13 protein-coding genes are annotated in these 11,538 nt (G+C 62.4%); 9 read left to right on the forward strand and 4 right to left on the reverse strand.

Annotated features, from left to right (window positions below):
• Positions 1 to 73 precede the first annotated feature (73 nt).
• The 7 genes from B9N93_RS16845 (at position 74) to B9N93_RS24880 (ending at position 6,602) form a co-directional block, all read left to right on the forward strand.
• A complete protein-coding gene (locus B9N93_RS16845) occupies positions 74 to 886 on the forward strand; it encodes a hypothetical protein (RefSeq protein WP_085215407.1) in 813 nt (270 codons plus the stop codon).
• An 87-nt stretch (positions 887 to 973) separates the two neighbouring features.
• Positions 974 to 1,222, forward strand: coding sequence for a helix-turn-helix transcriptional regulator (locus B9N93_RS16850; protein WP_085215408.1), 249 nt, complete (start codon positions 974 to 976; stop codon positions 1,220 to 1,222).
• Positions 1,223 to 1,599: 377 nt separating this feature from the next.
• Positions 1,600 to 1,908, forward strand: a complete 309-nt coding sequence (locus B9N93_RS16855) for a hypothetical protein (protein ID WP_085215409.1) — start codon at positions 1,600 to 1,602, stop codon at positions 1,906 to 1,908.
• Positions 1,901 to 2,122 (forward strand): hypothetical protein, encoded by a 222-nt coding sequence (locus B9N93_RS25615; protein ID WP_176225299.1) that lies wholly within the window; start codon positions 1,901 to 1,903, stop codon positions 2,120 to 2,122. Before B9N93_RS16855 ends, B9N93_RS25615 begins: the two co-directional genes overlap by 8 nt.
• The gene (locus B9N93_RS16860) at positions 2,119 to 5,136 is read left to right on the forward strand and encodes a DUF927 domain-containing protein (RefSeq protein WP_176225300.1); all 3,018 of its coding nucleotides are present in this window, start codon (positions 2,119 to 2,121) and stop codon (positions 5,134 to 5,136) included. Before B9N93_RS25615 ends, B9N93_RS16860 begins: the two co-directional genes overlap by 4 nt.
• Before the next feature lie 419 nt (positions 5,137 to 5,555).
• Complete coding sequence (locus tag B9N93_RS16865) at positions 5,556 to 6,230, forward strand: hypothetical protein (RefSeq protein WP_085215411.1); 675 nt, start codon at positions 5,556 to 5,558, stop codon at positions 6,228 to 6,230.
• Positions 6,231 to 6,296: 66 nt separating this feature from the next.
• Positions 6,297 to 6,602, forward strand: a complete 306-nt coding sequence (locus tag B9N93_RS24880) for a hypothetical protein (RefSeq protein ID WP_125469037.1) — start codon at positions 6,297 to 6,299, stop codon at positions 6,600 to 6,602.
• Between the two features lie 517 nt (positions 6,603 to 7,119).
• Here the strand turns inward: B9N93_RS24880 and B9N93_RS16875 are convergent.
• A complete protein-coding gene (locus B9N93_RS16875) occupies positions 7,120 to 7,377 on the reverse strand; it encodes an ogr/Delta-like zinc finger family protein (protein ID WP_085215413.1) in 258 nt (85 codons plus the stop codon).
• A 349-nt stretch (positions 7,378 to 7,726) separates the two neighbouring features.
• Positions 7,727 to 8,701 (reverse strand): cation diffusion facilitator family transporter, encoded by a 975-nt coding sequence (locus B9N93_RS16880; RefSeq protein WP_085215414.1) that lies wholly within the window; start codon positions 8,699 to 8,701, stop codon positions 7,727 to 7,729.
• A gap of 202 nt (positions 8,702 to 8,903) precedes the next feature.
• Here B9N93_RS16880 and B9N93_RS16885 point away from each other — a divergent pair, with 202 nt between their 5' ends.
• Entirely contained in the window at positions 8,904 to 9,725 is an 822-nt protein-coding gene (locus B9N93_RS16885; protein ID WP_085215415.1) for a hypothetical protein, read from the forward strand.
• Between the two features lie 82 nt (positions 9,726 to 9,807).
• On the opposite strand, the gene B9N93_RS16890 is transcribed toward B9N93_RS16885, so the two are convergent.
• Both B9N93_RS16890 and B9N93_RS16895 read right to left on the reverse strand, forming a co-directional pair.
• Complete coding sequence (locus B9N93_RS16890; RefSeq protein ID WP_085215416.1) at positions 9,808 to 10,365, reverse strand: hypothetical protein; 558 nt, start codon at positions 10,363 to 10,365, stop codon at positions 9,808 to 9,810.
• Positions 10,365 to 10,904, reverse strand: a complete 540-nt coding sequence (locus B9N93_RS16895; protein ID WP_085215417.1) for an FMN-binding protein — start codon at positions 10,902 to 10,904, stop codon at positions 10,365 to 10,367. The genes B9N93_RS16890 and B9N93_RS16895 overlap by 1 nt, the downstream gene beginning before the upstream one ends.
• Positions 10,905 to 11,258: 354 nt before the next feature.
• Here B9N93_RS16895 and B9N93_RS16900 point away from each other — a divergent pair, with 354 nt between their 5' ends.
• Entirely contained in the window at positions 11,259 to 11,537 is a 279-nt protein-coding gene (locus tag B9N93_RS16900) for a hypothetical protein (protein WP_085215418.1), read from the forward strand.
• Position 11,538: the final 1 nt, after the last annotated feature.

The following is an 11,538-nucleotide window of genomic DNA, read 5'->3' on the forward strand; positions in this document are numbered from 1 at the left end:
GCGAACCACGGGCACCCTTTCACCCGTCCGGCGCGACTTCCCTCCTGAAAGGCCAGCCCGGAAAGGGGGCTTCATGTTCGACGATCTTCTGTTTCTCTTGGATATACCGAAGAATAAGGTTCCCGTATGGGAATGGGCGAAACGCGGATGGATCAAAGACGTTGAGGAACTTTCCCCTTATTTTATCGCCTTGCTACGCTATCCATATCTGGGCATAAAGGAAGACGACAAAAGCCAATATGAAAACTTGAGAAAAAACTTCATCATGTTTTCGGGCTTAATAAAATCGGCGATCAATACTGGGGAATTACCGGCAAAACCCATAGATTTCTACGATCATCATTGGCCCTTTTCCACTCTGGGAACGCCCGGATTGAATCCACTCGCAGAGATTGCGCGGAAGCAAGGAAAGCCCAAAGCACATATCCAGCTTCCCACCTACTTAATCCACCGCGACGACTTTCGAGAATGGCTGATAAAAAAAGGCGCATGGCAAACCTTGCAAGAGGCTTGCTTGCTCAAAAAATGGCTTGAGGAAGATAAAACACCCTCCCCCATGATATTTAGCACCCCCCAAGTCGCTAATTCCAAGGCATTGCCCTTCAAGCCACCGCAACGAAGCGACGAATGGCGCGAAATGATCCTTGCCATGGTCAAGCGCTACCAAGCCGAGCATGGAGCCTATCCCACTTGGGCCAAGTTTTGGGGCTACCTATGCGATAACCCGCCAGCCGAGTACGGGGTAAATGTCGTCGGGGGCAAGCGTGGCGTACCAGGGAAGGAAACGCACATCACCATGGGAGAGTCCGAGCGCATCACGAAGCTGAACTTGAAGCAACGCTTCTACCGGCTCAGGTCCAAAAGCGGTATCGATAAGGATCAATAGCAGTCATTAAGCTTCAATAACCCACCCGGCTAATTCCTCCGCCTATCGTGTCTCCCCATCGCACCAACGCACAGGGGAACACACACCATGCCACGCACCGCCACCCGGCCCAAAGCCGAACCACGGACCCAGCCCGCCCAACTCCCGGCGACCGGCTATGTCCGCATTGCCCAATTGATACCCGGCATCCTGCCGTTTTCCCAGGCCACACTGTGGCGGATGGTCAAGCGGAAAACCTTCCCGGCCCCCGTCAAGCTGTCCGAGAACATCACGGCCTGGGACGTGGCGAAAGTCCGGGCATGGCTGGAAAGCCGGGCCGAAGGCCAAGCCGCATGATCCGCTTGACCACCCCGCGCAGTCGGACCTATCCTTTTTTCCGTACCCCCAGCGCACTGGGGGCCGGGTGTGACAACCCGGAATCCACTGACGCACAGCCCACCAATCTTGCGTCTCGGGCTTTTTTTACGCCCGAGTTACGCCTACCGAGTGACGACGGGCGGTGTGCGGGCACGCGCAAGCGTGGCCGGTTTCCAGTGGGCCGGTTTGTCACCCCGCATACCGTCCGTCTCCCAACCGCCGTGACAAGCGGTCGAGACGGCTCTTCATCCACCACTGGAGTCCGTCATGTCCCCTAAGCCCACCCGCGCCCAAGTTGCGCCCGAAGCCTTCCCCCGTCCCGTCCACCCGGCGCTGTCATCGAGGGAGGAACGGGCATGAAACCGAACCCCATCAACGCGATCCACGTCCCGGAAAACCTCCTAATCCAATTCGCCAAAATCACCTTTGGCAAAACCACCCCGACCTATGTGGATTTCATCGCCGTTTCGTTGGGCCGCGCCAAGTCGCTTTCCCGGCTACTCGCCGACGCGGGCGAAGCGGCCAAGGCCAGCGGCTATACCCAACTCCAACCCGACCATATCCAGGAAGCGGCCAGCGTCATCGCCGAGGAAATCGAGAAGGCCGAAACCCTGATAGACGCCCTGTTCGACAGCGTGCGGGAGCAGGGGGGCGGACATGGCTAAAGTCACCAGACTGCCCACGAAAAGGCCGCTCCCGCCCGGCGCGTTGAATCGGGACGAAATCCACGCCTTGACGGAAGCCGCGAACATCATCAAGTGGGCGCGGAACAAATGCCGCGAGGGAACCGCCCTACATGCCGAATTGGCCATCGCCTACAAGACCCTGCAATCCGCGATTTGCAGCTGGCTGGATATGATCGAAGGGGGCGGACCATGAGCGCCCCGAACACGCAAAAAAAAGCCCCGGAGTCGAGGAAGACCGGGGCGATTCAGCAAAAACAGCCAATAGGCGAAACTGGCCGTGGTGGTGATGGTATCACATCCACGCACGCAAGGAAGGCGGCGCGGAAAGGGGAAATCCCCCCCACCCGCGAGAACGTCCGGGCCGCGCTGTCCCACCTGTCCCCCGACCTGGACCGCGCAACCTGGGCGCGGACGCTGACCGCCATCAAGAGCGCCCTGGGCGAGGATGGCCGGGACATCGCCCAAGCGTGGAGCGAACCGGGCGCGAGCTACAGCGCCGCCGACTTCCGCGACACCTGGAAATCCATCCAGGCCAGCGGCAAAACCACCATCGCCACCCTATGGCGCATGGCCTTGGATGCCGGATGGAAACCGGACGGCGAAGCGCACCAGGAAACCGAAGCCGAGCGCCTGGAACGCGAACGCAAGCGGGCCGAGCGTGAGAAGAAGGAAGCCGACAAAGCGGCGCGGAAGGCACGGGTGGCCGAAACCACCGCCCACGCCCTCAAGATCGAAGCGAAGCCCGCCGGGACCGACCATCCCTACCTGATCCGCAAGGGCATCCAACCGACCCCGAACCTGTTCGAGGCCACGGCGGAACGGCTGGCGGAAATCACCGGCTACACCCCCAAGAGCGACGGCGAACCCCTGGCGGGCCGGGTGTTGCTGGCCTTCGTGGAAAAGGGCGACCAACGGCCCACGGTCGAATTCATCGACGAGGCCGGGCGCAAGTCGGCGCTGGCCGGCGGGCCGAAGTCCGGCGGCTACTGGCCGGCCCAAGCCTTGCCCGAAGGCGACGGGGCCGGTTCAACCCTCGCCATCGGGGAAGGCATGGCGACCACGATCACCGGGCAGGAAGCGACCGGCGACCACGGCGTAGCGGCGCTGTCCGCCTCGAACCTGCCCAAGGTCGCAAAGGCCATGCACGAGCGCTGCCCGGCGGCGCGGCTCTTGATCCTGGGCGACCTGGGCAACGGCCAGGAATACGCCGAACGGGCGGCGCGGGAAAATGCCGCGGCCCTGGCCCTGCCCAAGTTCACGCCCGAGCAAGTGGCGGCGCACCAGGAACGGCACGGCCAGCCGCCCACCGACTTCAACGATCTGGCCGCGCTGGCGGGCTTGGAGGAAGTCCGGCGGCAAATCGCCCAAGCCCTGCGCGGCGAACCCCCGGAAACCCCGGAACCGGCCACCGCCCCCACGGCCAGCGCTCCCAAGCCGCCGCCGACCGCCCTCCCGAATGGCTACAAGCTCACCGCCAGGGCGCTCTGGTACATCCCCGAGTCCACGGCGGAAGGCGGCGAAGCCGAGAGCGCCAACCCCGGCGACGAATCGAAAATCTTCGTTTCCAGCCCCCTGCATGTCACCGCCGAAACCCGGAGCAAGGACCAAACCGGGTGGGGCCGCTTGCTCGAATGGCAGGACCGCGACGGCCACCCCCACGCCTGGACCATCCCCATGTCCATGCTCGAAGGCGAGCCGTCCGCCGTGTGCGCGATCCTGGCTGACCGGGGCTTGATCACCGGCATCGGTTCCAAGTCACGGAACCTGTTGATCCGCTACGTCAAGGAATGCGCCCCCGGCGTCAAGGTCCGTTCGACCGATAGCACCGGCTGGCACGGCCAAGCCTACGTGATGACCGGCCAGACCATCGGCGACAACGCGGGCGAGCGCGTGCTGTACCAGGGCGGCGGGGCCGGGATGGGCGACTTCCGCCAGAAAGGCACCGCCGCCGACTGGCGGGCGCACGTCGCCCCCCTCTGCGCCGGGAACTCCCGCGCCCTGTTCGCGGTGGGCATGGCCTTCGCCGCGCCCCTGCTCAGGTTCGCCCAAGGGGAAGAATCCGGCGGGGCGCACCTGCGCGGCGATTCCAGTTCCGGCAAGTCCACCCTGCTGTGGCTGGCGGCTTCGATCTACGGCCCGCCCACCGGACAGGATTCCTTCCGCAAGGAATGGCGGGCCACCGGCAACGCCATGGAAGGCACGGCGACCTCCCGCAACGATTCCCTGTTGATCCTCGACGAAATGGGGCAGGTGGACGGCAAGGAAGCCGGGGCCATCGCCTACATGCTGGCGAACGGCCAGCCCAAGCTCAGGATGACGGAAAACATCGCCCTGCGGAAAACCTCGACTTGGCGGCTGCTGTTCCTCTCGACCGGCGAAGTCTCCCTGGCCGAACACATGGCCGCCGCCGGAAAGACCATCAAGGCCGGGCAGGAAAACCGGCTGGCCGACATCCCCGCCGCCCCGTTCACCGGGTTCGGCGTATTCGACACCCTCAACGGCTACCCGAGCGGCGCGGCGCTGTCCGTCGCGATCCGGGAGGCCACCGCCCAATACCACGGCGCGGTGGGCGTGGCCTTCATCGAACGGCTTATCCAGGTTCAAGACAGCCTTCCCGACCGCATCAAGGCCACCACCGCCCGCTTCGTTGCCGACGCCGTGCCCAAGGGCGCGAGCGGGCAGGTGGACCGGGTGGCGAAGCGGTTTGGCTTGGTGGCGACCGCCCTGGAACTGGCGGGCGAATTCGGCCTGACCGGCTGGGACGCCGACGAATGCACCGGGGCCGTCAAGCAATGCTTCGCGGGCTGGCTGAACCAGAGGGGCGGCGCGGGCGACCACGAGGTTTCCGCGATCCTGTCCCAGGTCCGGGCCTTTTTCGAGGCCAACGGCGAAAGCCGCTTTTCCGACTGGGACGCCGCCGAGCGCGTGGAGAACGGCGCGGACCTCGAAAGCCGGGCCGTCGCGGGCCGGGTGGGCTTCAAGCGCCGGGACCGGAACCAGGGCTATGCCTTCTACGTGCTGCCCGAAGCCTTCAAGCGCGAAATCTGCGCCGGACTCGACCCCGAGCGGGCCGCGCAGGTGTTGAAGGCCCACGGCTGGATCGAACCCGACAGCCAAGGAAAAACCCAGCAAAAACCGAGGCTTCCGGGTTTCGGCAAGCCGACCCGCTGTTATGTGTTCACCCCGAAGATGTGGGAATCGCCATGACCCTATTCCACCCAGGCCAAAAAAGCGGTGGGACGGGTGGGACAGGTGGGACAAACCACCAAGAACCCAATGGAATCAATGGGTTCCAGGAATGGGGGTTTGTCCCACCCAAGCAAAAGAGGGTGGGACACGGTGGGACAAATGGAACCGGGCTTCCCGGCCTGTTTGTCCCACCCGTCCCACCTAAAGAAAGAGTGGGTGGGACATTTCCCCAGCCCCAAGAATCCAGCAACGGCGCGGGTTTCCGGGGTTTGTCCCACCTGTCCCACCTGTCCCACCGGAAAAAACGCCTTCCCGGAAAATTTCCCCGCCCCGGCCCCAAAAACCGGGCGGCGATGGCACCGGCCCATCCGGTGCCCCCTGGCACCCCCGCCCCGGCGGAATGCCCCAACCCCCTGTCAAATGAAGGACTTACGCACATGAACCACCCCAACCCCACCGTCCAAGCCGCCCTGGCGGACCTCGAAACCGCCGCCGCGCAATTCGAGAAAGTCCGGGGCCAATATCAAGACCTCACCGACAAAGCCGCCGCGCAGAACGCCCTGGCGGACGAAGCGGAAGCGGATGCCACCCGCCACGCCGAAGCCATCCATGCCGGCATCCGGGACGGTTCCTTGAACAAAGGCCAAGTCCAAGAATTGGCGCTTGCCCAGACGACCGCCGCCACCTTGGGCCAGCAGTACCGGGGATTCGCGGCGGAATTGCTGGCCGAGGCCGAGCTAATCAAGCCCAAGGCCAACGGAGCATCATTAACGGCAAAGGAGACATGGAACAAAGCCATCGAGGTTTACGCGGATGCCGAATTCCAAACCATTTTGGATGAAATCGGATATAAGCTAGAAATGGCGATCCGGCTTCAAATCTGGAAATATCAAGCCCACCCCGACAAGCGGAATCTTGAAATATCTTATAGCAATGATTCCCCGGCAAAACCCGGCCTGTTTTGCGCGATGAAATACCTTGAAAAGCACATCGCCAAAAAATTGGACCAACCACGGCTTAACGAATACAGCGAATTGACGGCGGCTTTGATGAACAAACCCACCTTCCGATTCTCCAAGCCTTTCGTCCTTTTCACCAGAAAGGACGGATAACCCCAGAACGCCGCGCCATATCAAGGCGCGGCGGTTTCACCAAACGACCATAGAGGAATCAATATCATGGCTACATGGCTAGCGCTGAAAGTCGAGGACGATATTTCAGCCGAATCCTTCAATACCAATCCGTTATTCAATCAAAAGCTAGCGCACTTATTGAATATCACGAAGAATATTGGTATTGAAGCCAGCATTTTCACCGAAGAATCCAAGGTCGGCGCTATCCGCAGCGGATTGGCCAAGCTTGGGCACCATAACATCCAATTCGGCCAGTTTCCCGGCGGGGCATCACCTCAAGGTGGAAAGGCCCACGCCCCATCCGCCCCCGCTTCGTCGGCGCAATACTCAAAGACGAAGGCTTTCGGATAATCCCATCCCGCTGAAATCCGGGGCCGGTTGTTGCCAGCCGGTCCCGGCCATCGCTGGCACCAAGGCGGCGCTTGGCCATCCTTGGCGGTCGCCGCCATCCCACCGCACGCACCAGGGCGCACGATCCCGCCGCCCATCGCCCTCCCGGCCCTGGAACCCCACCGCATCGACCGATCCGGCCCGTTCCGGCACCGCCGGAAGCCCAGCCGGGCCGCGCCCATCCATCCCCGCACCGCCATCCATTGGCAAAATCCGGCAACCCGAAAAGCTGGAAATCCCTTGATTCCCAAGGGATGCAGCCCAAAAACCCGCTTGGCGGGAATGGCAGAAGATGGCAGTGGATGACAGTTTTTGGCAGTGCCCCACGCCGGAAAAGCCTTGCGGCGCGGGGCTTGTGGCGGAATCCCGATGGCGGCGGGCCGGGGATTCGGCAAAGCCCGCAGGCGCGGGGGGAGGTGCGCTGTAGGGGGTGAAAAGGGCCGAACGCCGCCATCCGGCGGCGGCGCGGACCACGGCATTAAGGGAGACACAGAAGGCCGGGATTGTCCTGGAACAGCTTGCGCCGCTCCTCTTCCGGCAACAGGCCAAGCAATGCCGCCGCGATGCTAGCGGCGCTGGCCTGTCCGGGTTCGACGTATTGCTTGAAGGCGAGATTGAAGACCGACCGGGCACCGCAGTGCTTGCAGGTGCAATAAAGGTCGGCGATGGAGTCCGTCAACGGGACACGGTGGGTGATGGTGGTGGGCTTACGGCAATCCGGGCAGGTAATTCGCATGGTTCCCCCTGTTTGCTGCTATTGATGAGCCTTGGCTTCCTGGGGCCGCGCCACGGAAGCCCCAACAGCCCCAAGCGCACAATCAGGGTGTACCTAAGGGTGTACCCATTTTCTCAAAAGGCCATTGTAAGCCGCGCAAATCAAGGCTTTCAATTTGCAGATGAAAAGAATCTGAGCGCATTTCACCCCGTGTCACCCCGTCGCATTTTTCATCTAAAGCCCTGATTCTCAGGGCTTTTTTATTTCACCTCATTGCATCCCATCGCACCGAATCGCATTGTTTGGGTGTACCTTTTTTTGAGGCACATCCTCCCTTTTGAATATGACGAAGGCACGTGCGCCACGCCGGTCAGTGGTGGTGCTGGCAAGCGCTGGCGAGGCCCTGTCCCCCGTGTCCCGCCCGGCGAGGGCTGCCGAGACTGATATCGCAGTAGAGCGCGTCCGGGTCGCAGCCCTCGCATTCCAATTGCAAGGTGCAATGGCCGATGCCGTAATTCTCGTGGAGGGCGTCGCCGATCTGGCGCTGGATCAAGGCCGCTTGGCTGACCGTCATATCGTCCACCACGATATGGGCCGACAACACCTTGAGGCTTTGCGACAAGCTCCACACATGCAAATCATGCACACCGCGCACTCCCTCGATCTGCATCAGATCGCGCACCATGGTGCTCATCTCGACATCGGCAGGCGTGCTTTCCAACAGGATCGCCACGGTCTCGCGCAGGATCAGCCAAGCGTTCCACAGGATCAACCCGCCGATCAACACGCTGGCCAGGGGATCGAGCCAATCCAGCCCGGTCAGCCAAATGCCCACCCCGGCCAGGATCGCCCCCAAGGTCGAAAACACATCGCCCAGCAAATGCAGGAAGGCGCTGCGCAGGTTCAAATCGTGTTCGGCCCCGTGGCTGACCAGCCAAGCCGTGACCAGGTTCACCACGAAAGCTGCGGTCCCGACCGTCATCAGCACGTCGGACGCCACCGGGACCGGATTCAAGAAGCGCTGGTAAGCCTCGAAAAAGATGAAGGCCGCGATCAACACCAAGGTGCTGGAATTGACCAAGGCGGCGAGGATGCCGACGCGGTGGTAGCCGAAGGTCTTGCCGGCATGGGCCGGTTGCTCGGCCAGCCGGTGCGCGTACCAAGCCAGGGCCAGCGCGGCCACGTCGGTGATATTGTGGGCGGCGTCGGTAAGCAAGGCCAGGCTATGGGCATACCAGCCCGCCAGCGCCTCGAACACTACGAAACCAAGGGTAAGCAACAGCGAAACCACCAGCCGGAACCGGGTTTGCCCGCCATGCGCGTGAACGTGAGTATGCCCTGCCACGAGTCGAACCTATAATGAGTGGAACCAATCCATCCGGGGGAACCGGACCAGGCTTGCGCATGGTCCGGTTCGACGGTGCCGAGTGTAGAACAGCTTACTCCCGCCGCCCGCCCGGCTGCCATGCCCCGCCGCCAAAACGCCGCGTCCCTGCCCGATGCGCCGGAGCGCCAACCCGCGCCCATCCCTACTAATGGAGTCCGCCATGTCGTCCCGTTATTTCACCACCGCGCTATTCGCCGCCCTCCTGCCACTCTGGACCGCCCCGGCGGGGGCCGACACCGTCATCGAATATCGGGTGGAACAAGGTAAGCATAGCGTCCTACAGCCGGTCATCATCAAGGCCGGGACCGTCTTGGTGAAAGGGGCGGGCGGCGATGGCAACCTGGACGTGTTATACGAACGCGAAGCCGAACGCCTGGTCCTGATCGACCACAAGAAACAGCGCTATACCCCCATTACCGACGAACGGGTCGGGCGCATCGCCCAGCAGGCCGAGGATTTGCAGCCGGTGTTGCGCGGCATCGGCGAGCAACTGCGGAAGTTGTCCCCCAAGCAGCGCGAGAAATGGGAACAAATGCTGGGCGGGGTGTCGCTGGACCAATTCGACGCCACCCGCAAAGCCGCCGCCTCGACCCGCTTGCTGAAAACCGGGGTGGGCAAGCAATTCGCGGGGGTGAACTGCCAGGAAATGAACGTGGTCAAGGGCGGGGCCAAGGCTTTGGAATTCTGCCTCGCCGACCCGGCCGCGCTGAAGCTGGGGCGGGAGGACGCGGAAACCTTGCGGGCCTTGATCGGTTTCACCCAGAAGCTGGCCGAGAAGGCGCAAGGCTTGACCAGCCAGTTGGGGATGGACTTGCCGATGGGCGGCTTGGCGGGTTTGGCGGGGGTGCCCATCGAACTGCGCGACCTGGACGGCAAGCATCCGCTGGCGATGCGTTTGAACCGGGTCGATGGCGAGACCGTCGCCGCCGCGCCCAAGGTGCCGGAAGGCTATCGGGAGAAGTCGCTGGAACTTTGGCGCTGAGCCTGGGCAGTCGGTTTGGGTCTACGGGTAATCCTTGGCGTCCAAAGCTGGCGTTGGACTCCGCGCTCCGACCGGAACCGCCTTAACCGCGCATCATCCGCTCGCCCGCGGGCACGCCCACCGGCGCTTGCGCCTGCGTTTCCTCGGCCTTCTGCTTGAACTGCCCGCGCTGCGCCAGCAAAGACGCCCCCACGCACACCAGGATGGCCCCGAGGCTGGTTTCCAGGGTCAGGAACGCCCCGATCTTGAAATAGGCGAAAGCCGGATGGGCGAAGCGCACCAGCCAACCGGCCAGTTCGTCGGCCAGGGCGGACGCGAAGGTCAGCCCGCTCAGCCAGATTTTCAGCCCCATCGACAGGTTGGCGAACAACAGGAGGTGGGTCAGCGTCACCGCCAGCATCCCCATCGCGAACAAATGGAAATGGGTGACTTCCAATAGGCTCTGATAACTCTTGGGCTGGGTGAATTTCTCCTCCGAACCCAGGTAATACTCGACCACCGAATCGTAGCCCAGGCCCATCTTATGGAAATACATCATGCCGTTGCTGATCCATAGCAGGGCGATATAGCCCAGGAACATCAGCACGATGGTGTTGAGCAGGGTTTGGCGGCGCTGTTCGCCGGTGACGAAAAAACGCATTATCGAACCTCTTCGCGCAAGGCGATTTTGTGGATGGCCATGACTTTGCGGAGACTGTCGAGGGCGGCGCGGGAACTCAAGGTCGCCCCGCTGATGCCATCGACGCCTTGATTCAGCTTCAATTCTTGCAGGGGGCGCTTATAGAGCCGCTCGAACCACCGCGCCGGCGGTTGGTATTCGGGCGGTTCGTGGAAGGCCAGGATTTCGGCGCGGACCAATTCGCCGCCGGGGGATAGCACCACCAGCAGCATTTCCGGCTGGGTACGCACGGTGTGGGATTCTAGCGCGGCGTAACCCAGGATTTGCCCGCCTTTCTTGCCCACGTAGAAGGTGAACAAATGGCCGTCCAGTTTGGCTTGGGCGGTCTTCTCGACCTCCGCCGCTTGTTCTTCGCTCAGGAACACCGGCTGCGCTTCGATTTCGGCCTCCTTGCCGAACGCCAGCTCGAAGGCTTCCTCCTTGCTGTAATACACCATGCCCAGGGCGGTCGGGGCCGCGAGGGCCAGGGAAAGGAAAACCGCCGTCAAATAATTGCGCATGTCCGCTGGTTCCCGTGCCCGGTTCCGGGCGATGTTGGTGGTGATACCGAAGCTTGGATTGGCGCGGGTCGCCGCCCGGTGGTCCGGGCGACCCGCTGCCAGCCGTCCGCCCCGTCATGGAACGGACACTTTGCCCAGCACTGTAGTTGACAATGAATCTCGTTTCAAGCGGCGCGGCCAGCGATGGGGCCACCGCAGGAATCAGGCTTGCTTCCCGATCCGAAACAACGCGCGGGGGCGGTCCCCGCTCCGGGCTGGACCCGCCTCAAATTCCGCGTTGCCCGCCGATAGTCCTGGTGTAAGCTTTTGCCGGATTTGGACCCGGTTCCCACTATTCAGGAGGAGAAATCATCGATGCGGAACATTTTAGGAGCGCTCGCCCTCGCGGCCTGGTTGGCCGCTTGCCAAACAGCCCCGGACAAGACCGCCGCCCATGGTCACGGGACGGCCAATGTCGATCCCGACCTCGACGAGGCGAGCAATGATTTGGAAGAGTCGAAGAGCGATTACGATGCCTGTTTACGCGAGCAGGAGGACGATGCCGAACTGGATTGCGAAGCCTCGAAAGAAATGTACGAGGAAGACCAGGCGGCCTACGACGCCCTCCTGAAGAAGAAAAAAACCCAGCACTGAA

The organism is Methylomagnum ishizawai, from assembly GCF_900155475.1.
Taxonomy (GTDB): domain Bacteria; phylum Pseudomonadota; class Gammaproteobacteria; order Methylococcales; family Methylococcaceae; genus Methylomagnum; species Methylomagnum ishizawai_A.